Genomic DNA, 22129 nt, shown 5'->3' on the forward strand with positions numbered 1-22129 from the left:
CAACGTACGACGCGCCCCGTTGTGGGCCCGCGCCCCGCGCCCGTGTGGGCAATCGTCCCGCGGGGCGGGACGGGTGGGCACACGGGACGGCGCCCTTCCGCGGCGCCTCCGCGTTCCGAGCCTGGACCCGCACCCCGATGCGCGGCGCACGTCCGGTGCGGGTTCAGGCGCGGGAGCCTCTGGCGCCGGCAGGGGCGCCGTTTCGTTGTGCCCACCCGTTCCGCCCCAGCGGAACGATTGCCCACAACGGCGGGGCGCGCCCACACGGGCGTGGGCGCGGGCCCACACGGGCGGCGGGCGCGGGCCCGCAACGGCGGGGGCTAGTTGCGGTAGGACTCGACCTCCGTGGCCGGGCGGAGGGTCGCCTCGTCCGGATCCTCCCCGAACTCCACCTTCGCGCGCCGCTGCCGCAGCAGGTCCCAGCACTGGTCGAGCCGTACCTCGAGCTCGGCGAGGCGGGCGCGTTCCTCGGGGACGAGGCCCCCGGTGCCCGCGCGCTCCCGCAGGGCGCGTTCCTCCTCGACGAGGGCGCCGATGTCGTCCAGGATCTCCTCGTTCTCCATGCCTACCAGCGTGGCCGATCAGCGCCCGCCTCGCAGGTCGAGACCGGCGGCCCAGGCGCCGGGTGGGCGCCTGGGCCGGTTCGTCCACGGGGCCTCAGTGCCGCAGGGCCTGCGCGATCTCCGCCTTCGTCGCTCCGGACAGGGACCGGTTGCTGCGTGCCGTACCGGTCTTGGACTGTCCGGGTGCGACGCCGTCGATGTTCATGACGACGGAGTCGAGCAGATTGCCGTCCCCGTCACGGAAGTTGACCATGATCGTGTAGTCGGCGGTCTTGTCCTTGGGGTTGGTCGCGGTGATCTCCGCGACCGTCCGGTCCCCGTCGGTGCTCGTCGGCCCGGCCTTGACGTCGCCGCCGGCGTTCACCCCGTCCTTGACCTCGTTCATCTTCTCCTGGGCGGCCGAGGCGACGGCCGCGGTGGCGGAGGAGACGATCTCGCCGGCCTTGTCCTTGGCGGCGTCGCAGCCGGTGAGGGGGACGAGGAGGACGGCGGCGGCGAGCGCGATTCCCGTCGTGGGTCGCATCTGCCGGCGCCTCAGAACGTCTCGCCCGGGCCGTACCGCTCGTCCGTGGCCAGCGCCCAGATCACGAAGATCGAGATGGCCATGGAGAAGAGCGCCCACCACGGCTGGTAGGGCAGGAAGAGGAACTGGAAGAGGATGTTGAGGGAGGCCAGGGCGATACCGGCGACCCGGCCCCACTCGGCGCCCTTGAGGATGCCGAAGCCGGCGATGGCGACGATGACGCCGAGGATCAGGTGGATCCAGCCCCAGGTGGTGAGGTTGAACTTGAAGACGTAGTCGCCGACGCGGGTGTAGATGTCGTCCTCGGCGATGCCTGCGATGCCCTGGAAGACGTCCATGAAGCCGGTGACCAGCATGAGGACGCCGGCGAAGAGGGTGCCGCCGGCGGCCCAGGCGCCGGAGGTGCTGCTCGGCTTGGTGCCCGACGGGCGGGGTGCGGTGTTCTGGCTCATGGCCCCATCGTCGGAGCGTTCGTACGATTCCGAACTTTCAACTGGGCCGAACGAGTGAGCGAAGGAAGGTGTCGAGGGCCGCGTCGAACTCCTCGGGCCGCTCCAGGTTCGGCAGGTGCGCGGCCCGTTCGATCACGGTGAGCGTGGAGTGGGGGAGCAGGGCGTGCATCTCCTCCGCGTCCGCCACCGGGGTGTACGTGTCGTCCCGGCCGACGACGACGAGCGCGGGCACCGCGACCGTGGTGAGCGTCTCGCGGTAGTCGGGCCGCTCGGCCCGGCCGCGCAGGGCGGCGGCCGCGGCGACCGGGTCGGTGGCGCACATCATGCGGTGGACGTGCGGCGCGGCGTGCGTGTTGTACGGGGCGACCATCCGGTCCAGCACCTCGTCGGCGTACCCCCGCATGCCCTCCCGCAGGAGCCGGTCCGCCATGGCGTTCCGGGCCTTCTTGCCGTCCTCGGTCTCGGCGGCGGGGAAGGTGTCGGCGAGGACGAGTCCGCGGACCCGCTCGGGGTGACGGCGGACGAGCTCCATGGCGATCTGGCCGCCCATGGAGAGCCCGGCGAGGACGCACTCCTCGATCTCCAGGGAGTCGAGGAGGGCGACGAGGTCCTCGGCGAACGCGCCGAGGCCGGTGGAGCCGGTCGTCGCGCCGAGCGGCGTGGCGCCGTACCCCCGCAGGTCGGGGGCGATGACGCGGTGGGTGCGGGAGAAGCGGTCGATCTGCGGCTGCCACATGGTGTGGTCGAAGGGGTGGCCGTGGACGAGGAGGAGAGCGGGACCGGTGCCTCGGTCCTCGAAGAAGGTGGGCATGACGGCAGGCTAGGCAGCCCCAACTGCTCGGTGCAATAAGATCTTTGCTCTCGGTGCAATGAGGAGGGCGGGGCTCGTGGAGGAGTACCGGAGGATCGCCGACCGGGTCGAGGCGGCCGTACGGGACGGGCGGCTGCGCCCCGGCGACCGGCTGCCGCCGCAGCGGGTCTTCGCCCGCCGCCACGGGATCGCGAACTCGACGGCGATCCGGGTGTACGGGGAGCTGGCCCGCCGCGGCCTGGTCGTCGGCGAGGTCGGGCGCGGCACCTTCGTCCGGGCCGCGCCCCCGCTGCCCGGGCCCGCGCTCGCCGAGGCGACCGGCGCCGCGCCCGTCGACCTCCAGCTCAACTACCCCGCGGCCGACGGCCAGTCGGAGCTGATGGCCCGCGCCCTCGCGGCGCTCGCCCGGCCCGACGTGCTCGCCGAGGCCGTGTCCCGGCCCGCCGCCGCGACCGGCACGGCCGAGGCCCGGGAGGCCGCCGTGACCGTCCTCGCCCGGCCCGGCTGGGCCCCCGACCCCGACGGCGTCCTCTTCGCCGGGAACGGCCGCCAGGCCATCGCCGCCGCCCTCTCCGCCCTCGTACCGCCCGGCGGCCGCCTCGGCGTCGAAGCGCTCACGTACCCCCTGGTCAAAGCGGTCGCGGAACGCCTGGGCATCCGCCTGGTACCGCTGGCCCTGGACGAAGAAGGCGTACGACCGGAGGCCCTGGAGGCCACCCACCGGGGCGCGCCCCTCTCCGCCGTCTACCTCCAGCCCACCCTCCACAACCCGCTCTCCACCACCGCCGGGGAAGGACGCCGGGCCGAACTCGCCGAGCTGCTGCGCCGCCTGGACCTGACGGCCGTCGAGGACACCACCTGGGCCTTCCTCCTGCCCGACGCGCCCGCGCCGCTCGCCGCCCACGCCCCCGAGCGGGTCCTCCTCGTCGACAGCCTCTCCAAGCGGCTCGCCCCCGGACTGACCGTCGGCTACCTCGTCGTGCCGCCGCGGCTCCGGGCGCCGGTGGCCGACGCCCTGCGCTCCGGCGCCTGGACGGCCGGCGGGCTCGCGCTCGCCGCCGCCACCCGCTGGACCGGGGACGGGACGGTCGTGGAGGCGGTGGCGCTCAAGCGGGCGGACACGGAGGCCCGGCACGGCCTGGTCCTGCGGCACCTCGGCGGGTACGTGACCCGCACCTCCCCGCACGCCTACTACTGCTGGTGGGAGCTGCCCGCGCCCTGGCGCGCGGAGACCTTCACGGCGGCGGCCGCCGCACGCGCGGGCGTGGCCGTCACCCCCGGGAGCGCCTTCGCCGTGGGGCCCGGCGTGGCGTTCGACGCGGTCCGGCTGGGCCTCGCGTCCCCGCCGCGACCGGTGCTCGACGCGGCCCTCACCCGCCTGGCGACGGTGGCCGCCGAAGGGCCTTGATCCAGTTGCGGGGCGCCGGACGCGGGTGTGCCCTGGAGGGTGCGGGACCCGGAACCAGGGGGGCGAGAGACGAGGAGCTCCTGCCATGGCCGCACACGCAGCGGCGCCCACCAGGCGCCGGATCAGCACGCACGGCTGGGGACTCCCGGTCACGATCGGCGTCCTGTACGGCTTGTACGCGGAGGTCAACGCCCGCGACGGCGGCGCGCTCAGCTGGGGACAGTTCTGGCTGGGCCTCATCTCGGCGATCGTCCTCGCCGTCGCGCTGTACGCCCTCCGGCGCTACGGCCACACCCTGCCCCGCGAGGCCCGCGGTGCCGCCTGGGGCGCCCTCTGCGGCATCGCGGTCGGCTTCCTGTACAGCCTGACCGGCGCGAGCGTCTACTCGTCGGTGGTGCTCGGGTTGGTGGTGGGAGGGGTGTCGGGCGGCGCGGCGTTCTACCTCTTCTACACCCACGAGGACGCGACGGGCCACCCTGCCCCGTACTGACCCCGTTGTGGGCGCGCTTCCGCCCGTTGTGGGCATGCGTTCCGCAAGGGGCGATGGGGGTCCCCCCTGCTCGAGCGAAGCCGAGAGCTTGGGGGAGGGTGGGCACAACGGAACGGTGCCCTTGCCGGCGCCAGAGGCTTACGCGCCTGAACCCGCACCGGATGCGCGCCGCGCAAGGTGGTGCGGGTCAGGGCGCGGAACGCGGAGGCGCCGCTTAGGGCGCCGTCCCGTGTGCCCACCCGTCCCGCCCCAGCGGGACGATTGCCCACACGGGCGTGTGGGCGCCGCCCAGGCCGGGCGCGGGCCGCACACGGGCGCGGGGCGCCGCCCGACGCGGGCTCCACACGGGGGGGGGCTACCCCGGCTCGCCCCGCACCACCACCACCGGGCACGGCGCGTGCTGGGTGACGTGGGAGGAGACCGAGCCGAGGACGGCGGCCTTGAACCCGCTGTAGCCCCGGTCACCGACGACAAGGAGGCTCGCGCCGGCGGCCGCGTCGATGAGGGCCTGGGTGGCGTTGGCGCCGACCACCGTGCGGGTGACGGCGGCGGCCTCCTCGGGCGTGAGGGTCGCGTCGATCGCCTGGTCGAGGATCTGCCGGGCGAGCTGCTCGGGGTCGAACTGGAGCGGAACGCCCGGCATCACCGGCGCCCACACCGCCGGGTAGTCCCAGCTGATCACCGCCTGGAGCGGGCCCCCGGTGAGGGCGGCCTGTGCGGCCGCCCACGTCAGGGCCTTCAGGGAAGGCTCCGATCCGTCCACGCCCACCACGATCCTGCCGCCGGCCATCGCCGACCTCCGTTTCGTCGCCGCCAGTGGACCTAACGTAACAAAACCGGTCAGTCCAGGCGCAGATCCGCGAGCTGCTTCTCGAACGGGACGATCTCCTCGTCGTCCGTCCGCCGGGCCGGCCGCGCCGCGACCGTGTCCGCGAACTCGTTGCCCGCCCGGGTGATCCGCGCCGGCAGCCCTTCCGTGTACTCGTCGCCGCCGGAGCCCCAGTCCTCCGAGGCCGCGTAGACGGCGGTGGGGGAGACGGATGCGCGCAGGTAGGCGAAGAGGGGGCGCAGGGCGTGGTCCAGGACCAGGGAGTGGCGGGCCGTGCCGCCGGTCGCGCCGATGAGGACCGGCGTACCGCTCAGTGCCGTCGGGTCGATGAGGTCGAAGAAGGACTTGAACAGGCCGCTGTAGGAGGCGGTGAAGACCGGGGTCACCGCGATGACGCCGTCCGCCGACGTCACCTTCTCGATGGCCTCCTCCAGCGCCGCCGACGGAAAGCCTGTCACGAAGTTCTTCGCGATGTCGACGGCCAGGTCGCGCAGTTCGACGACCTCGACGTCGACGGCGTACTCCTGCTCGGCGAGCCGGTACCGGGCCGCCTGGAGCAGCCGGTCGGCGAGCAGCCGGGTGGAGGACGGGGAGCTCAGGCCGGCCGAGACGGCGACCAGCTTCAACGTCTGCATGGGGTCAGACCTCCTGCTTCGACGCGAGGACGGACGGGTGGAGCGGGGCGGTCTCCGGTACGCCGGCGGGCCGCAGGTTCGCGAACTCCTTGCGCAGCACCGGGACGACCTCCTCGCCGAGGATGTCGAGCTGTTCCAGGACCGTCTTGAGGGGCAGTCCGGCGTGGTCGACGAGGAACAGCTGGCGCTGGTAGTCGCCGACGTACTCGCGGAAGGACAGGGTGCGTTCGATGACCTCCTGCGGGGAGCCGACGGTCAGCGGGGTCTCGCGGCTGAACTCCTCCAGGGACGGACCGTGGCCGTAGACCGGCGCGTTGTCGAAGTACGGGCGGAACTCCCGTACCGCGTCCTGGGAGTTCTTCCGCAGGAAGACCTGGCCGCCGAGGCCGACGATCGCCTGCTCCTCCGTGCCGTGGCCGTAGTGCGCGTACCGCTGCCGGTAGAGCCGGACCATCTTCTCGGTGTGCTGCTTGGGCCAGAAGATGTGGTTCGCGAAGAAGCCGTCGCCGTAGTAGGCGGCCTGTTCGGCGATCTCGGGGGAGCGGATGGAGCCGTGCCAGACGAACGGCGGGACGCCGTCGAGCGGGCGCGGGGTGGACGTGAAGCCCTGGAGGGCGCTGCGGAACTTGCCCTCCCAGTCGACGACGTCCTCCCTCCACAGCTTGTGGAGGAGCGCGTAGTTCTCGATGGCGAGCGGGATGCCCTGGCGGATGTCCTGGCCGAACCACGGGTAGACCGGGCCGGTGTTGCCGCGGCCCATCATCAGGTCGACGCGGCCGTCGGCGAGGTGCTGGAGGGTGGCGTAGTCCTCGGCGATCTTCACCGGGTCGTTGGTGGTGATCAGCGTCGTGGACGTGGACAGGATCAGGTTCTCCGTGCGGGCGGCTATGTGCCCGAGGAGGGTCGTCGGGGAGGACGGGACGAACGGCGGGTTGTGGTGCTCGCCGGTCGCGAAGACGTCGAGCCCGACCTCCTCGGCCTTGAGCGCGATCGCGACGGTGTTCTTGATGCGCTCGTGCTCGCTGGGGGTGCGGCCGGTGGTGGGGTCGGTCGTCACGTCGCCGACGGTGAAGATCCCGAACTGCATCGTGCTCACCTCTCGCGGTGTCTGCCTTGCGGCCTAGTGGTTGAAGCTTAAACTATCCGCTCCAACGATGCGACCCCCTCCCCTATTCCGGCCCGCCCCGACGACCCCCGGACGCCCGGCGGCCCGCCCCGACGACCCCCGGACGTCCGGCGGCCCGCTCCGACGGCGCCCGGACGCCCGGCGGCGCGCTCCGACGACGCCCGGACGCCCGTACCCTGGACCCCATGACCGAGAAGACGTACGACAACGAACGCTGGAAAGAGCGGGGCGTGATGCTCCGCGTCTTCGTGTACGTCTTCGCCACCCACGCCTTCGCCGGCTTCGTCTGGCTGCTCTTCTACGTCGGCCAGAACGCCCAGAAGTAGCGCCGGACCAGCGCTCACGTAGAGTCCCCGACGTGAACGCTGCGATATCGGTGGTGTCGGTCGTCGGGATCGGCGCGGACGGCTGGGACGGGCTCCCCGAGAGCTCCCGGCGTGTCCTGCGCGCCGCCGAGGTCCTCATCGGCGCCCCCCGCCAGCTGGGCCTCCTGCCCGCCGCCGACTGCCCCGGCGAGCGGATCACCTGGCCCTCCCCCCTCCGCCCCGCCGTCCCCGGACTGCTCGCCGCCCACGAGGGCCGCGCGATCGCCGTCCTCGCCAGCGGAGACCCCAGCTTCCACGGCATCGCCCGCACCCTCGCGGAGACCGCCGGCGCCGAGCGCCTGCGCGTCCACCCGCACCCGTCCTCCGTCTCGTACGCCTGCGCCCGCCTCGGCTGGCCCCTGGACGCCACCGAGACGGTCTCGCTCGTCGCCCGCCCCCTCGCCGGGCTCTCCGCCGCGCTGCACGACGGCCGCCGCCTCCTCGTCCTCAGCGAAGGCGCCGAGACGGCCGCGCGGGTCGCGGACCTGCTCCGTACGAGCGGCTGGGGCGGCACCCGGATCCGCGTCCTCGAACAGCTCGGCGGCCCCGCCGAGCGGGTCCTCGACGGGACCGCCGCCGACTGGCCCCACGAGCGGACCGACGCCCTCAACGTCCTCGCCCTCGACTGCGTACGCGACCCGGACGCCCTCCGGCTCGGCGCCGTGCCCGGACTCCCCGACGAGGCGTACGAGCACGACGGCCAGCTCACCAAGCGGTACGTGCGCGCCGCCACCCTCGCCGCCCTCGCCCCCGCCCCCGGCGAACTCCTCTGGGACGTCGGCGGCGGCTCAGGCTCCATCGGCGTCGAATGGATGCGGAGCCACCGCTCCTGCCGGGCCGTCGCCGTCGAGAAATCCCCCGAGCGGGCCGCCCGCATCACCCGCAACGCCGAGGCGCTCGGCGTCCCCGGCCTGCGGGTCGTCACCGGCCCGGCCCCCGCCTCGCTCACCGGCCTCCCGACCCCGGACGCGGTCTTCATCGGCGGCGGCCTCACCGCCCCCGGCCTGCTCGACACCTGCTGGGAGGCCCTGCCGCCGGGCGGGAGGCTCGTCGCCAACACGGTGACCCTCGAATCCGAGGCGCTGCTCGCTCAGTGGTACGGCCGCCACGGCGGCGAACTGATCCGGCTCGCCGTCTCCACCGCCGTGCCCGTGGGCGGCTTCACCGGCTGGCGCCAGGCCATGCCCGTCACGCAATGGTCCGTAACGAAGGGTTGTACCGACTCATGACCGTCTACTTCATCGGAGCGGGCCCCGGCGCGGCCGACCTGATCACCGTGCGCGGCGCGCGGACCCTCGCGAAGTGCGGGGTCTGCCTGTACGCGGGCTCGCTCGTCCCCACCGAGCTCCTCGCGGAGTGCCCGCCGGACGCGAAGCGCGTCGACACGGCGAAGATGGACCTCGACCAGATCGTCGCCGAGATCGTCGCCGCCCACGAGGCCGGGCAGGACGTGGCCCGGCTGCACTCCGGCGACCCGTCGGTGTTCAGCGCGGTCGCCGAGCAGATGCGGCGCCTGGACGCGGCCGGAATCCCGTACGAGGTCGTGCCGGGCGTCCCGGCGTTCGCGGCGGCCGCGGCGGCGCTGAAGCGGGAGCTGACGGTCCCGACGGTCGGCCAGACGGTGATCCTCACCCGCATCGCCCAGCAGGCCACCCCGATGCCGGAGGGCGAGGACCTCGCGACCCTCGGGCGCAGCGGCGCCCTGCTCGTCCTGCACCTGGGCGCCCGCTACGTCGACCGGATCGTCTCCGAGCTGGTCCCGCACTACGGCGCCGACTGCCCGGTGGCCGTGGTCGCGATGGCGAGCCGGCCGGACGAGGTGATCCTGCGCGGCACCCTGGAGGACATCGCGGAGCAGGTGAAGGCGGCCGGGATCACCAAGACCGCCGTCATCATCGTGGGCCGCACCCTCGCCGCCTCGGAGTTCCGCGACAGCCACCTGTACGACCCGGCCCGGGACCGCCACACCTGCTGAGCGGTTCCCGGGCCCGGGGCCGGACGGGATTCAGGCGTTGGGCCGCTTCCCGTGGTTGGCCTTCTTCTTCTTGCGGGCCCGCTTCTTGTTGCCGCGCTTCGCCATGGGACTTCCTCTCGCTCGGGACGGGGAACTCTGCCGTGGCCAGCCTAGGAGCGGGGCCGCGGCGCCGCATGTCGGTGCCAGGGGCTTGAATGGGTCCCGTGACCGTCTACGACGTGGCCCGGGCGCTGCCGGGCATCGAGGAACTGCGCGACCACTCCCGGGGGCTCGCGATGCTGGACGCCGTCCTGAGCCCGGAGTGGGAGAGCCGGTACTACTCCTTCGACGCGCACTGGTCGGAGACCGAGCAGCTGGCGTCGATGAAGGACGGCGAGGGCGGTGAGTACACGATCGTCCTCTCCGCCGCGGGGGTGTTCGCGCGCGTCTTCGACCACGAGTCGCCGCTGAGCCCCTTCGGGCCGCTCGCGGACGGGCAGACCTGGCCCGGGGTGCTCGACGGCGTCCCCGAGGCCTTCCGGGAGTACCTGACGGAGCCCGCGTTCACGGACGAGGACGGGGTGCACGTGACCACCGCCTGCCTGTGGCGCGAGGCGACGGACACGGCCTGGCACACGGGCCCCGTCGAGTTCCCCGACCTGGACGGCCGCGAGGACCCCGACGGCTCCGGCCGCTTCCTGCACCTGCTCGTCGACCGCTCGGCGGAGGCGTACGCCGAGTTCGCCGAGGACTACTACGAGCAGCCGGTCGACCTGGACGCCGTGCGTCACGTCCTGGCCCTGCGCCCCCTCACGCCCGAGGTCGTCGCGGCCCTCAACCCGGAGGTGACGCTCGCCGACCTGGCGGAGGACGTGGCGGAGATCGGCTACCCGACCGCCTGACGGGCCCCGCCCCACTCCGGCGCCAGCACCGACATCACCGTCGCGTCCACCCGCTCCCCCTCCCAGAGGAGCGCGGCCCGCAGGACGCCCTCCGGGCGGAAGCCGGCCTTCTCGTAGGCGCGGCGGGCGCGGGGGTTGAAGGCGTACACCTCCAGCCAGATCCGGTACAGGCCGAGCGTCTCGAAGCCGTGGCCGACGATCAGCCGGGTCGCCTCCGTGCCGAGGCCCCGGCCGACGGCGTCCGGGACGAAGGCGATCCGGAAGGCGCAGCTCTCGTTGCCGGGGTCCCACTCGTTGAGGACGGCCTCGCCGACGACCCGGCCGGTCGCCCGCTCGACCACGGCGAGGTCGAGCCGGTCGTCCTGCGCGGCCCGGGATCCGTACCACTTCAGGAGCGCCGCCTCGTCGAAGCGCGTGTGGCTGCCGGTGAGCCGGGTGACCTCGGGGTCCTCGAACAGCGGCAGCAGCGCGGGCACGTCCGCCTCGGTGACGGGGCGGAGGACGACGAGGTCACCGGTGAGGGTCGGCTTGTGCGAGAAGTCGGTCATGACGGGAGTCTCGGCTCTCGTCACGGCCCCTGTCGCGCGGTTTACGGCCCGGCCACCGACGACCGTCCGACCACCGTCCCCGCGCGGTCGATGCAGATCACGTCCACCGCGACGGGGGCGCCGCGCAGGACGGCCAGGGCCTCGTCGCGGGCGCGGGCGGCGACGAGGTCGCCCAGGGGGACGGCGGCGGCCTCGCAGAGGCGGAGGGCGGCGAGCCCGGTGTTGGCCTCGGCGATCTCGGCGGCCAGGGTCTCCGACGCGCCGCCCGTGCGGGCCAGGTCGGCGAGGAAGGCCTTGTCGACCTGGGAGCGGGCCGAGTGGAGGTCCAGGTGGCCGGCGGCCAGTTTGGACAGCTTGGCGAAGCCGCCGCAGATCGTGAGCCGGTCGACGGGGTGGCGGCGGATGTACTTGAGGACGGCGCCCGCGAAGTCGCCCATGTCGAGGAGGGCGATCTCGGGAAGGTCGTACAGCGACGACACCGTGCGCTCCGACGTCGAACCCGTGCAGCCCGCGACGTGGGTGAGGCCGCCCGCGCGGGCCACGTCGACGCCGCGGCGGATGGAGTCGATCCAGGCGGAGCAGGAGTACGGGACGACGACGCCGGTCGTGCCGAGGATCGACAGGCCGCCGAGGATGCCGATGCGCGGGTTCCAGGTGGAGCGGGCGATCTCGGCGCCGTTGTCGACGGAGACGGTGATCTCGACGTCGCCGCTGCCGCCGTGCCGGGCGGCGACCTCCGCGACGTGCTCGCGCATCAGCTGCCGGGGGACGGGGTTGATGGCGGGTTCGCCGACGTCGAGGGGGAGGCCGGGCAGGGTGACGGTGCCGACGCCGGGGCCCGCGCGGAAGACCACGCCCGACCCCGGCGGCAGGAGCCGTACCGTCGAGCGGATCACGGCCCCGTGCGTGACGTCGGGGTCGTCGCCGGCGTCCTTGACGACGGCGGCCATGGCGGAGCCGCCCGTCAGGGACTCGGCGGTCAGCGCGAAGGACGGCGTCTGGCCCTTCGGCAGGGTGATCGTCACCGGGTCGGGGAAGTCGCCGGTGAGCAGCGCGGTGTACGCGGCGGTGGTGGCGGCCGTCGCGCAGGCACCGGTCGTCCAGCCCGGGCGGAGGCCGGTGTGCTTGAGTTGGGCCTCACGCCCGCCGCCTGTACTCACGAAGAGGCTCCTGTGCACGTACTCATTCTCGGCGGGACCACCGAGGCCCGCGCCCTCGCCGGACTGCTGGACGGCCGGGTCCGGGTCACCAGCTCCCTCGCGGGGCGGGTGGCGAGCCCGCGGCTGCCGGCCGGGGAGGTCCGGATCGGCGGGTTCGGCGGGCCGGAGGGGCTCGCGGCCTGGCTGCGGGAGCACGCCGTGGACGCGGTCATCGACGCCACCCATCCCTTCGCCGAGCGGATCAGCTTCAACGCGGCCCGGGCGGCCGCCACCGCCCATGTTCCCCTGCTGGCCCTGCGGCGCCCCGGCTGGGTCCCGGTGGACGGCGACGACTGGCACCCGGTCGCGTCCCTTCCGGAGGCGGCCGGGGCCCTGGCCGGCCTCGGCGACCGTGTCTTCCTCACCACCGGCCGCATGGGCCTCGCGGCCTTCGCCGCCTGCCCCCAGTGGTTCCTGGTCCGCTCGGTGGACGCCCCGGACACCCCGATGCCGGCCCGCACGGAGATCCTCCTCGACCGGGGCCCGTTCACCCTGGCCGGCGAGCGTGAACTCCTCGCCCGGCACCGGATCGACGTGGTGGTGACGAAGGACAGCGGCGGCGCGGCGACGTCCCCGAAACTGACGGCGGCCCGCGAGGCAGGCGTCCCGGTCGTCGTCGTCCACCGCCCCCCGGTCCCGGAGGACATACGAACGGCGGCGACCCCCGAGGAGGCCGCCGCCTGGGTGTTCGGTGCGGGAGGGGCTCAGACCCGGTCTTCGTAGACGGAGTCCCACGCGTAGGTGCCGGCCACGCTGCCGTCGGCCCGCAGGGCTTCGAGCACGTAGAAGTACGTGTTGCCCGGAGTGGCGGCGGTGTCGGTCCACCATGCGGGCGTTCCGGCCGCGGTGAGCGGGAGCAGCCCGGCGTGCTGGGGCTCGTACGTCTTCGTGGCCTCGTTCCAGCGGCTCATCCGGTAGCCGGTGACCGTCTCGCACGCGGCGACGGCGGTGGCGCAGGTCCAGTTGATGGACGGCTGGTTGGGGGCGCCGGTCCGTGTGCTGTGGCCCAGGGAGCCGAGCCCCCACGCGGTGGTGACCCGTACGGACGGTCGGACGTCGAGCTCGGTGGCCGTGACCTTGACGACGGCCGGGTCGGACGGCGACAGATGGTTGCTCCAGCGGTCGTTGGCGACGACCGCGTACACGTACGTCTCACCGTCCGGCAGGCCGCCGCAGAGGTCCGCGAGCGGCTCGCGCGTGCTGCCGCTGCCGCAGGCGGTCGCGGAGAGCCACTTGACGCTGCCGTCTGCCTGTTGGGCGCCCGTCCAGACCCGGTAGGCGTAGGCGGCGTCGTCCAGGTCGTCCGCGGCCGAGGCGTTCCAGCTCACCAGCACGCCGTCGGCGCGCGGGGTGGCCGTCACGCCCGTGACCGGGCCGGGCGCGACCCGGTCGCCGGTGCGGACGGTGAGCGGAGCGGAGAGCGCCGACTCGTTGCCGGCCGCGTCGACCGCCGTGACGGCGTAGCTGTAGTAGGTGCCGGCGGTCATGCCGAGGTCGCGGCAGTGACCGTCGTCGCCGGCGAAGTAGCTGCCCTCCGCGTCGCAGGTCACGCGGGTGAGCGCGGCCGGGTCGAGGGTGGTGCCGGGCGAGCGGTAGACGCGGTAGGTGCCGCCGTTGGTGAAGTCGATGTCGAAGTTGTCGGGTGCTTCCCAGTAGACGGTGGTCGCGCTGATCTCGACGTAGGAGTTCAGGCCGGTCGGGGGCGGCGGCGGGGTCCTGTCGACCCTGTCACCGCTCGCGGTGCCGGAGTACGCCGACGGGTTGCCGGCCGCGTCGTAGGCCCGGACGCGGTAGTACCGCGGGACGCCGAAGGCGCTCGTCGTGTCCTGGTAGGAGGGCTTGATGGCCGGGGTGAGCAGGGTGTACGGGCCCGTCGCCTGGTCGGCCGCCTCCACGTCGTAGCGGACCGCGTCGGGCACCGCCTGCCAGCTGAGTGCGTTGGTCAGGGCGCCGGTGTCGACGACGAGGCCGGTCGGGGCGGCCGGTCCGGTCCGGTCGACGGAGGTGATCTGCTGGTCGGAGCTGCCGACCGACTCGTTGCCCGCCTTGTCCCGGGCCCGTACCTCGTAGACGTATGTCTGGCCGGTGGGCGGCGGGATGTCGGCGTACGTCCTGCCGGTCAGAGGGGCTGTGCCGCTGATCCGGCTCCAGGTGGTCGACGTGCTCAGCCGTCGGTACACGCTGTATCCGGCGAGGTCCATCTCCTTGTTCGGGGCCCAGTTCACTCTGGTCTTCAGGTCGCCCGACCAGTCGTACCAGGCGCCGACACCGGTCGGCGCCAGCGGGCGGACCTTGTCGTAGGTCGCCGAAGTGACCGGCGTGTAGGTGAACTTGACGTTGGCCGCGCCCGTCCACGTCGCGTAGGACACGACGATGCTGTGCCGCCCGGCCGGGACGGCGAGGCCGACCGTCTTCTTCTGGGTGGTGGTGACGTTCTTCCAGAGGTCGATCTTCCGGACGCCGTCGAGGGTGACGCGGATTCCGTCCTGGGCCTCGGCGGCGAAGATGAACGGGCCGCCCGAGCCGAAGTCCCGTGTCACCGACCAGCGGACGGAGAAGTTGTCCTTGGGCAGGGTGACTCCGGGCGGGTCACCGAGGCCGTAGTTCTCGGAGATCGCGTTGTCGCAGGTGGTCAGCTTCGGCGTGCCGGTGAGGGTGGTGTTGGCGAAGTACTCCGCCTTCCACACCGGGGACGTGCAGGTGACGGCCGCGGCGGCCGGGGTGGCGGTGAGCAGACCGCCGGAGGCGGCGAGGGCGGCCGTGACGGCCAGGGCGCTCAGCCGGGTACGAGTCATCACAGGGGGGCGGGCCCTTTCCGGACCTATGTGCGGCATGTGAAACGGGGGAACGCTTGTGTGACTCGTGAGGTGGGTGCGGGGTTGCCCTCGCACCCACCCCCGATGTCAGCCGTAACGCCGCGGCGTCCACGCGATCGTGCGCCCGTCGCCCCGTTCGACCGCCCGCGTCTGCGAGGAGCCGATCAGGAGGAGGGTGCGCATGTCGACCTCCGTCGGGTCCAGGGCCTTCAGGGTCAGGATCCGGACCGACTGCTCCGGGCCGCCGACGTCGCGGGCGACGACGACCGGGGTTTCCGGGGCGCGGAGTTCGAGGAGGAGGTCGCGGGCGGCGGCCACCTGGTGGGTGCGGGACTTGGAGCCCGGGTTGTAGAGGGCGATGACGAGGTCGGCGGACGCGGCCGCGCGGAGCCGGGCCTCGATGGCGTCCCAGGGCTTGAGCCGGTCGGAGAGGGAGATCGTGGCGTAGTCGTGGCCGAGGGGGGCGCCCGCCGCGGCGGCCGCCGCGTTCGCCGCGGTCACCCCCGGGAGGACCCGTACGGGCACGTCCGCGTACTCCGGTTCGCAGGCGACCTCCAGGACCGCCGTCGCCATGGCGAAGACGCCCGGGTCGCCGCCGGAGACCACCGCGACCTTCCGGCCGCGCCGGGCCAGGTCGAGGGCGAACTCGGCGCGCTCGGACTCGACCTTGTTGTCGGAGCCGTGCCGGATCTGGCCGGGGCGGAGGACGGGGACCCGGTCGAGGTAGGTGGTGTAGCCGACGAGGACGTCGGCGTTGACGAGCGCGCCGCGCGACTCGGGGGTGAGCCAGGGTGCCCCGGCCGGGCCGGTGCCGACGACGGTGACCTCGCCCGTCTCCCGTACGGGAGGCTCCTGGTCGACACGGGAGGGGAGGACGGCGACCGAGAAGTACGGGACCGAGGACGGGTCCACGTCCGTGAGCTTCTCCGTGCGCTCGCCCGACATGAACGCCCGCTCCACGTACCGCGCGTCCTCCAGGCGGCCGGCCCGCTCCAGGGCCCGCCTCACCGTCGGGAACGTGCGGCCCAGCTTCATCACGACCGCCGAGTCCGTGCCCGCCAGACGGGCCGTCAGCTCGTCCTCCGGCAGGGTGCCGGGGATGATCGTGAGGACCTCCTCCGCCTCGCACAGCGGCTCGCCGAGCCGGGCGGCGGCGGCGCTGACCGAGGTCACGCCGGGGATGACGGTCGTGTCGTAGCGGTCCGCGAGCCGCTTGTGCATGTGCTGGTACGAGCCGTAGAACAGCGGGTCGCCCTCGGCGAGGACGGCGACGGTCCGCCCGGCGTCCAGGTGGGCGGCGAGGCGGGCCGAGGCCTCCTCGTAGAAGTCGTTCAGGGCGCCCCGGTAGCCGCCCGGGTGGTCCGTGGTCTCCACCGTGAGCGGGTACATCAGCCGCTCCTCGATGTGGTCCTCGCGGATGTGCTCGGCGGCGATGGAGCGCGCTATGGAGCGGCCGTGGCGGGCCGAGTGGTAGGCGATGACGTCGGCGGAGGCGATGGCCTTCACGGCGGCGACCGTCATCAGGTTCGGGTCGCCGGGGCCGAGGCCGACCCCGTACAGCTTTCCGGTCACGGTCGTCATGCCTGGATCTCCGCTTCGTGGGCGAGGGCGTTGATCGCGGCGGCCGTCATCGCGCTGCCGCCGCGCCGGCCCCGTACGACCAGGTAGTCGAGGCCGAGGGTGTTCTCGGCCAGGGCGTCCTTGGACTCGGCGGCGCCGATGAAGCCGACGGGGATGCCGAGGACGGCGGCGGGCCTGCCCGCGCCCTTCGCGACCATCTCCAGGAGGTGGAAGAGGGCGGTCGGCGCGTTGCCGATGGCGACGACGGAGCCTTCGAGGCGGTCCCGCCACAGTTCGAGGGCGGCGGCCGAGCGGGTGGTGCCGAGCTCGGCGGCGAGGCCGGGGACGGCCGGGTCGGAGAGCGCGCAGAGCACCTCGTTGTCGGCGGGCAGCCGCTTGCGGGTGACACCGCTGGCGACCATCTGCGCGTCGCAGAGGATGGGCGCGCCGGCCCGGAGGGCGGCGCGGGCGTTCGCGACGACCTGCGGCGAGTAGGCGATGTCCTGCACGAGGTCGGTCATCCCGCACGCGTGGATCATCCGGACGGCCACCTGGGCGACGTCGGCGGGCAGGCCCGCGAGGTCCGCCTCGGCGCGGATCGTGGCAAAGGACCGGCGGTAGATCTCCGTCCCGTCCTTCTCGTAGTCGAACATCCTGGTGCTCTCGCTCATCTCGTGTGGGTCGGCAGGCTGCGGGCCGTGGTCACTGCTTCGGGCAGGGCGGTACGGGGGGTGGGGACGCCGTCCACCAGGTAGGTGTCGTCGCCGGTGGCGAGGACGTCGACCCAGATGCCGTGCGGGTGGCCGCAGCGGCGCTCGCACCCCGAGTAGTGGACGGGCAGGCCCCCGCGGCGGACGAGGCCGGCGTCCGTCCGTACGTCGGCGAGGGACTTGGCGCAGCCGGGGCGTCCGGTGCAGGCGCTGACCCCGACGGCGGGCAGGTCGGGCCGGGTGATCAGGCCGTACGACGCGAGGGCGGGGAGTCCTGCGGGGTCCCCGACGACGACCACTCCGCGCCAGGGCGTGAGCCGCAGGTCGTCGGCGCCGTCCGCCAGGGCCCGCAGCTGGGCGGCGGTGAGCCGGCCGAGCGGGGCGAGGACGTGCAGGGCGCGGTCGCCGAGGGGCCCGGGCGCGGGCGGCGGGGACGCGGGGAGCGGCGGTACGGACACGGGTACGGGCTCCGCCGTCACGCCGGCCCCGGCCAGCGCGCCCACCAGGTCGAGCGGGTGCCCCGGGGGCAGTTCGCGGACCCGCCAGGCGCCGGTACCGGCCGTGCGGGCGGCCTCCAGGAAGGCCTCGGCGGCGGCGAGCGCGGCGCGGGCCGCGTCGGCGCCCGCGACCCGGAGGACCTGGCCCCCGACGTGCAGGAGCGCGTCGGCGGCCCCGGCCGGGTGCGCGACCGCGGGGGTTTCGGCGTCGACCGCGACCGCCGGGTGCCCGGCGGGCGCCGGGGTCTCCCCGTCCACTGCGATCAAGGTCACATCGCCGCCGAGGCCGGCCACGTCCCCGCGGCCGTCGTCGAGGACGAAGAGGAAGCGGCCCGAGAGGGCCGCCGCCGCGGGGGTGGCGCAGAGGAGGGCGTCCAGCGCGCGGGCCCACAACTGGACGGCGCCGTGGCCGAGTCCGTCGAGCCCGGCGGCCGGCGAGGCCACGATGTTGCGGACGCGCTCGTGGGTGGGGGAGGGCAGCAGGCCCGCCTCGGCCAGGAGGGCCGCGAGGTCCGCCCCGCAGTCCCCGGCGAGGCCGCGCAGCTCGGCGTTGCCGCGCGAGGTGATGCTGATCCGTCCGTCGCCGAGGCTCTCGGCGGCGCGGGCCAGCACCTCCGCCTGATGTGCCGTCAGACGGCCTGCGGGCAGGCGCAGTCGGGCCAGGCGTCCGTCGTCGGCGGGGTGCAGGCGCAGCGCCCCGGGGCAGGCGTCGCCACGGTCCCGTATGCGAGCTTCGCCCGGTTCGGGCGTCGGGGCTGGGGTGGGCGGCATGGCGGCGAGCATACCCACGGGGAACCGGGCGGCCACCGAGTGTGATCCGGCCGACTCTCCCGCTTTCTCCGGCCCGGAGACGGCACGATCTAGGATGCAGATCGGCATGGGGTCCCAGGACCCCGGGGAGGAAGCCCGGTGAGAATCCGGCGCGGTCCCGCCACTGTGAGCCCGTACCCCACGAGGGGACACGGGTGAGTCAGGAACTCCCGCCGTCCATACGACCACCCGGGGCGCGGACAACCCCGAGGAAGGGCCTGAGCTCGCCATGCTCCTGCTGCTGTCGCACTCCGACACCGACCTGCTCAGCGCCCGCGCGGCCAACGCCGCCCAGGCCGAGGGAGCGGTCGAGTACCGCTTCGCCAACCCCTCCCGCCTCCCCCTCGCCGACCTCCCGGCCCTCCTCGACGGCGTCGACCTGGTCGTCGTCCGGCTCCTCGGCGGGCTGCGCTCCTGGCAGGAGGGGCTCGACGCGATCCGCGCCGCCGGAAAGCCGGTCGTCGTGCTCAGCGGCGAACAGGCCCCCGACGCCCAGCTGATGGAGGCCTCCACCGTCCCGGTCGGCGTCGCCACCGAGGCGCACGCCTATCTGGCGCACGGCGGCCCCGCCAACCTGGAGCAGCTGGCCCGCTTCCTCTCCGACACCGTCCTGCTCACCGGCCACGGCTTCGAGGCCCCGGCCGCCGCCCCCACCTGGGGCCCGCTGGAGCGCACCGCACGCAACGAGACCGGCCCGACCGTCGCCGTGCTCTACTACCGCGCCCACCACATGAGCGGGAACACCGCCTTCGTCGACGCCCTGTGCGGGGCGATCGAGGACGCCGGCGCGCGGGCCCTCCCGCTGTACGTGGCGTCCCTGCGCGCCCCCGAGGCGGAGCTCGTCGAGACGCTGCGCACGGCCGACGCGATCGTCACGACCGTCCTCGCGGCCGGCGGCACCAAGCCCGCCGAGGCGCAGGCCGGCGGCGACGAGGAGGCCTGGGACGCGGGCGCGCTCGCCGCGCTCGACGTGCCGATCCTCCAGGCCCTGTGCCTGACCGGCTCGCGGGCCGCGTGGGAGGAGAACGACGAGGGCCTGTCCCCGCTCGACGCGGCCAGCCAGGTCGCCGTGCCCGAGTTCGACGGCCGCCTCATCACCGTCCCGTTCTCCTTCAAGGAGATCGACGCGGACGGTCTGCCCGCGTACGTCGCCGACGCCGAGCGCGCGGCCCGCGTCGCCGGCATCGCCGTCCGGCACGCCCGGCTGCGCCACATCCCGAACGCCGAGAAGAAGCTGGCGCTCGTCCTCTCCGCGTACCCGACGAAGCACTCCCGCATCGGCAACGCGGTCGGCCTCGACACCCCCGCCTCCGCCGTCGCCCTCCTGCGCAGGCTGCGGGAGGAGGGCTACGACTTCGGGCCCGTCGAGGACATCCCCGGTCTCGTCTCCGGCGACGGCGACGAGCTGATCTACGCCCTCATCGAGGCGGGCGGCCACGACCAGGACTGGCTGACCGAGGAGCAGCTCGCGAAGAACCCGGTCCGCATCCCGGCCGCCGACTACAAGCGCTGGTACGCGACGCTGCCCGCCGAGCTCCGCGAGCAGGTGGAGGAGCACTGGGGCCCGGCGCCCGGCGAGATGTTCCTCGACCGCTCCCGCAACCCGGAGGGCGATATCGTCCTCGCCGCCCTGCGGCGCGGGAACCTCCTGGTCCTCATCCAGCCGCCGCGCGGCTTCGGCGAGAACCCGATCGCGATCTACCACGACCCCGATCTCCCGCCGTCCCACCACTACCTGGCCGCCTACCGCTGGATCGCCGCCCGCGCCGAGGACGGCGGCTTCGGCGCCGACGCCATGGTCCACCTGGGCAAGCACGGCAACCTGGAGTGGCTGCCCGGCAAGAACGCCGGCCTGTCCGCCGCCTGCGGCCCCGACGCGGCCCTCGGCGACATCCCGCTGATCTACCCGTTCCTCGTCAACGACCCGGGCGAGGGCACCCAGGCCAAGCGGCGCGTCCACGCGACCCTCGTCGACCACCTGGTGCCGCCGATGGCCCGCGCCGACTCGTACGGCGACATCGCCCGCCTGGAGCAGCTGCTCGACGAGTACGCCCAGATCAGCTCGATGGACCCGGCGAAGCTCCCGGCCATCCGCGCCCAGATCTGGACCCTGATCCAGGCCGCGAAGCTCGACCACGACCTCGGTCTGGAGGAGCGCCCGGAGGACGACGGCTTCGACGACTTCCTGCTGCACGTCGACGGCTGGCTGTGCGAGGTCAAGGACGCCCAGATCCGCGACGGCCTGCACGTCCTCGGCGGCGCCCCGGAGGGCGAGGCCCGGGTCAACCTGGTCCTCTCGATCCTGCGCGCCCGCCAGATCTGGGGCGGTACGCAGGCGCTGCCGGGTCTGCGCGAGGCCCTCGGCCTGGACGAGTCGGCGGCGACCCGCACCACCGCCGACGAGGCGGAGGCGAAGGCCCGCGAGCTGGTGGAGGCGATGGAGGCGGCCGGCTGGGACGTGTCCGCCATCCCCACCTCGTACGGTTCCGAGGTCCAGGCCGTCCTGCGCTTCGCCTGCGAGCAGGTCGTGCCGCGGCTCGCCGCCACCACCGACGAACTCGCCCACGCCGTGCACGCCCTGAACGGCGGCTTCGTCCCCGCCGGTCCGTCGGGCTCCCCGCTCCGCGGCCTGGTCAACGTCCTGCCGACCGGCCGCAACTTCTACTCCGTCGACCCGAAGGCCGTGCCGTCCCGGCTCGCCTGGGAGACCGGCCAGGCGCTCGCCGACTCGCTGCTCACCCGCTACCGCGACGACAACGGCACGTGGCCGACCTCCGTCGGCCTGTCCCTGTGGGGGACGAGCGCGATGCGCACCGCCGGCGACGACGTCGCCGAGGCGCTCGCCCTGCTCGGCGTCCGTCCGCTGTGGGACGAGGCCTCGCGCCGGGTGAACGGCCTGGAGCCGATCCCGCTCGCCGAGCTCGGCCGCCCGCGCGTCGATGTGACGCTGCGCATCTCGGGCTTCTTCCGTGACGCGTTCCCGCACGTCATCGGCCTTCTCGACGATGCCGTACGGCTCGTCGCGGGCCTGGAGGGCGAGTCCGCCGAGGACAACTACGTACGGGCGCACGCGCAGGCCGACCTCGCCGAGCACGGTGACGAGCGGCGCGCCACCACCCGGATCTTCGGCTCGCGGCCCGGCACGTACGGCGCGGGCATCCTGCAGCTGATCGACTCGCGCGACTGGCGCACGGACGCCGACCTCGCCGAGGTGTACACGGTGTGGGGCGGGTACGCGTACGGGCGCGGGCTCGAAGGCCGCCCGGCGCGCGCCGAGATGGAGACGGCGTACAAGCGGATCGCGGTGGCCGCGAAGAACACGGACACCCGCGAGCACGACATCGCCGACTCGGACGACTACTTCCAGTACCACGGCGGCATGGTCGCGACCGTCCGCGCGCTGACGGGCACGGCCCCCGAGGCGTACATCGGCGACTCGACCCGCCCGGAGACCGTCCGCACCCGCACGCTCGTCGAGGAGACCTCCCGGGTCTTCCGGGCCCGCGTGGTCAACCCGCGCTGGATCGAGGCGATGCGCCGCCGCGGCTACAAGGGCGCGTTCGAGCTGGCGGCGACCGTCGACTACCTCTTCGGGTACGACGCGACGACGGGTGTCGTCGCCGACTGGATGTACGACAAGCTCACCCAGGAGTACGTCCTCGACGAGACGAACCAGGCCTTCCTCAAGGAGGCCAACCCCTGGGCCCTGCACGGCATCGCCGAGCGGCTCCTGGAGGCCGAGTCGCGCGGCATGTGGGAGAAGCCGGACCCGGAGACCCTGGCCGCCCTGCGGCAGGTGTTCCTGGAGACGGAGGGCGACCTGGAGGGCGAGGAGTAGCGCCTCCGCGTGGGCATCCGTGTGGGCAGTCGTCCCGCTGGGGCGGGACGGGTGGGCACACGGGACGGCGCCCTTGCCGGCGCCAGAGGCTTC

At 73.9% G+C, this 22129-nt stretch carries 22 protein-coding genes and 1 riboswitch; of the genes, 8 read left to right on the plus strand and 14 right to left on the minus strand.

Annotated features, from left to right (window positions below; translation table 11 throughout):
* Nucleotides 1-320: 320 nt before the first annotated feature.
* The 4 genes from ACWGN5_RS39110 to ACWGN5_RS39125 form a co-directional block, all read right to left on the minus strand.
* Nucleotides 321-563, minus strand: a complete 243-nt coding sequence (locus ACWGN5_RS39110; protein ID WP_453523178.1) for a DUF2630 family protein — start codon at nucleotides 561-563, stop codon at nucleotides 321-323.
* Between the two features lie 94 nt (nucleotides 564-657).
* Entirely contained in the window at nucleotides 658-1086 is a 429-nt protein-coding gene (locus ACWGN5_RS39115) for a hypothetical protein (protein WP_453523179.1), read from the minus strand.
* An 11-nt stretch (nucleotides 1087-1097) separates the two neighbouring features.
* Nucleotides 1098-1538, minus strand: coding sequence for a DUF7144 family membrane protein (locus ACWGN5_RS39120; protein WP_453523180.1), 441 nt, complete (start codon nucleotides 1536-1538; stop codon nucleotides 1098-1100).
* 37 nt (nucleotides 1539-1575) lie between these two features.
* Nucleotides 1576-2349, minus strand: coding sequence for an alpha/beta fold hydrolase (locus ACWGN5_RS39125; protein ID WP_453523181.1), 774 nt, complete (start codon nucleotides 2347-2349; stop codon nucleotides 1576-1578).
* Between the two features lie 76 nt (nucleotides 2350-2425).
* Here ACWGN5_RS39125 and ACWGN5_RS39130 point away from each other — a divergent pair, with 76 nt between their 5' ends.
* Nucleotides 2426-3757: an aminotransferase-like domain-containing protein gene (locus tag ACWGN5_RS39130; RefSeq protein WP_453523182.1), complete on the plus strand. Its 1332-nt coding sequence runs from the start codon at nucleotides 2426-2428 to the stop codon at nucleotides 3755-3757.
* Nucleotides 3758-3842: 85 nt separating this feature from the next.
* Nucleotides 3843-4247 (plus strand): hypothetical protein, encoded by a 405-nt coding sequence (locus tag ACWGN5_RS39135; RefSeq protein WP_453523183.1) that lies wholly within the window; start codon nucleotides 3843-3845, stop codon nucleotides 4245-4247.
* Nucleotides 4248-4602: 355 nt separating this feature from the next.
* Here ACWGN5_RS39135 and ACWGN5_RS39140 read toward each other — a convergent pair whose 3' ends face one another.
* Genes ACWGN5_RS39140 through ACWGN5_RS39150 form a run of 3 tightly spaced genes read right to left on the minus strand, consistent with a single transcriptional unit; the run spans nucleotide 4603 to nucleotide 6798 of the window.
* Nucleotides 4603-5037: a universal stress protein gene (locus ACWGN5_RS39140; RefSeq protein WP_453523184.1), complete on the minus strand. Its 435-nt coding sequence runs from the start codon at nucleotides 5035-5037 to the stop codon at nucleotides 4603-4605.
* A gap of 50 nt (nucleotides 5038-5087) precedes the next feature.
* Nucleotides 5088-5711 (minus strand): FMN reductase, encoded by a 624-nt coding sequence (locus tag ACWGN5_RS39145; RefSeq protein ID WP_453523185.1) that lies wholly within the window; start codon nucleotides 5709-5711, stop codon nucleotides 5088-5090.
* A 4-nt stretch (nucleotides 5712-5715) separates the two neighbouring features.
* A complete protein-coding gene (locus ACWGN5_RS39150) occupies nucleotides 5716-6798 on the minus strand; it encodes an LLM class flavin-dependent oxidoreductase (protein WP_453523186.1) in 1083 nt (360 codons plus the stop codon).
* 224 nt (nucleotides 6799-7022) lie between these two features.
* On the opposite strand from ACWGN5_RS39150, the gene ACWGN5_RS39155 reads away from it, so the two are divergent.
* The 3 genes from ACWGN5_RS39155 to cobM are packed head-to-tail and all read left to right on the plus strand — an operon-like array spanning nucleotide 7023 to nucleotide 9177.
* Complete coding sequence (locus ACWGN5_RS39155; RefSeq protein WP_367823530.1) at nucleotides 7023-7163, plus strand: DUF6126 family protein; 141 nt, start codon at nucleotides 7023-7025, stop codon at nucleotides 7161-7163.
* Between the two features lie 32 nt (nucleotides 7164-7195).
* Nucleotides 7196-8431: a precorrin-6y C5,15-methyltransferase (decarboxylating) subunit CbiE gene (cbiE, locus tag ACWGN5_RS39160; protein ID WP_453523187.1), complete on the plus strand. Its 1236-nt coding sequence runs from the start codon at nucleotides 7196-7198 to the stop codon at nucleotides 8429-8431.
* Nucleotides 8428-9177, plus strand: a complete 750-nt coding sequence (cobM, locus tag ACWGN5_RS39165) for a precorrin-4 C(11)-methyltransferase (protein WP_453523188.1) — start codon at nucleotides 8428-8430, stop codon at nucleotides 9175-9177. Before cbiE ends, cobM begins: the two co-directional genes overlap by 4 nt.
* A gap of 30 nt (nucleotides 9178-9207) precedes the next feature.
* On the opposite strand, the gene ACWGN5_RS39170 is transcribed toward cobM, so the two are convergent.
* Entirely contained in the window at nucleotides 9208-9282 is a 75-nt protein-coding gene (locus ACWGN5_RS39170) for a 50S ribosomal protein bL37 (RefSeq protein WP_099895366.1), read from the minus strand.
* Nucleotides 9283-9371: 89 nt separating this feature from the next.
* On the opposite strand from ACWGN5_RS39170, the gene ACWGN5_RS39175 reads away from it, so the two are divergent.
* On the plus strand, nucleotides 9372-10058 hold the full coding sequence (locus ACWGN5_RS39175) for a hypothetical protein (protein ID WP_453523189.1): 687 nt from the start codon (nucleotides 9372-9374) through the stop codon (nucleotides 10056-10058).
* Here ACWGN5_RS39175 and ACWGN5_RS39180 read toward each other — a convergent pair.
* The gene (locus tag ACWGN5_RS39180) at nucleotides 10043-10606 is read right to left on the minus strand and encodes a GNAT family N-acetyltransferase (RefSeq protein WP_453523190.1); all 564 of its coding nucleotides are present in this window, start codon (nucleotides 10604-10606) and stop codon (nucleotides 10043-10045) included. The genes ACWGN5_RS39175 and ACWGN5_RS39180 overlap by 16 nt on opposite strands.
* A 41-nt stretch (nucleotides 10607-10647) precedes the next feature.
* A complete protein-coding gene (locus ACWGN5_RS39185) occupies nucleotides 10648-11766 on the minus strand; it encodes a cobalt-precorrin-5B (C(1))-methyltransferase (RefSeq protein ID WP_453523191.1) in 1119 nt (372 codons plus the stop codon).
* Nucleotides 11767-11778: 12 nt separating this feature from the next.
* On the opposite strand from ACWGN5_RS39185, the gene ACWGN5_RS39190 reads away from it, so the two are divergent.
* Entirely contained in the window at nucleotides 11779-12528 is a 750-nt protein-coding gene (locus ACWGN5_RS39190; RefSeq protein ID WP_453523192.1) for a cobalt-precorrin-6A reductase, read from the plus strand.
* Here the strand turns inward: ACWGN5_RS39190 and ACWGN5_RS39195 are convergent.
* The 4 genes from ACWGN5_RS39195 to ACWGN5_RS39210 all read right to left on the minus strand — a co-directional run bounded on the left by ACWGN5_RS39195 (nucleotide 12510) and on the right by ACWGN5_RS39210 (nucleotide 18171).
* Nucleotides 12510-14600 carry a PA14 domain-containing protein gene (locus tag ACWGN5_RS39195; protein ID WP_453523193.1) on the minus strand — a complete coding sequence of 697 codons (2091 nt, stop codon included), beginning with the start codon at nucleotides 14598-14600 and terminating at the stop codon, nucleotides 12510-12512. The genes ACWGN5_RS39190 and ACWGN5_RS39195 overlap by 19 nt on opposite strands.
* 108 nt (nucleotides 14601-14708) lie before the next feature.
* Nucleotides 14709-16202: a precorrin-2 C(20)-methyltransferase gene (locus tag ACWGN5_RS39200; protein WP_453523194.1), complete on the minus strand. Its 1494-nt coding sequence runs from the start codon at nucleotides 16200-16202 to the stop codon at nucleotides 14709-14711.
* Nucleotides 16199-16852: a precorrin-8X methylmutase gene (locus ACWGN5_RS39205; protein WP_453523195.1), complete on the minus strand. Its 654-nt coding sequence runs from the start codon at nucleotides 16850-16852 to the stop codon at nucleotides 16199-16201. Before ACWGN5_RS39205 ends, ACWGN5_RS39200 begins: the two co-directional genes overlap by 4 nt.
* Nucleotides 16849-18171: a cobalamin biosynthesis protein CobG gene (locus ACWGN5_RS39210; protein ID WP_453523196.1), complete on the minus strand. Its 1323-nt coding sequence runs from the start codon at nucleotides 18169-18171 to the stop codon at nucleotides 16849-16851. The genes ACWGN5_RS39205 and ACWGN5_RS39210 overlap by 4 nt, the downstream gene beginning before the upstream one ends.
* 73 nt (nucleotides 18172-18244) lie before the next feature.
* Nucleotides 18245-18387, plus strand: a riboswitch (cobalamin riboswitch).
* Nucleotides 18388-18427: 40 nt separating this feature from the next.
* On the opposite strand from ACWGN5_RS39210, the gene cobN reads away from it, so the two are divergent.
* On the plus strand, nucleotides 18428-22036 hold the full coding sequence (cobN, locus tag ACWGN5_RS39215; protein ID WP_453523197.1) for a cobaltochelatase subunit CobN: 3609 nt from the start codon (nucleotides 18428-18430) through the stop codon (nucleotides 22034-22036).
* The last annotated feature ends 93 nt before the right edge of the window (nucleotides 22037-22129 follow it).

This window comes from Streptomyces sp. NPDC055815, from assembly GCF_053616475.1.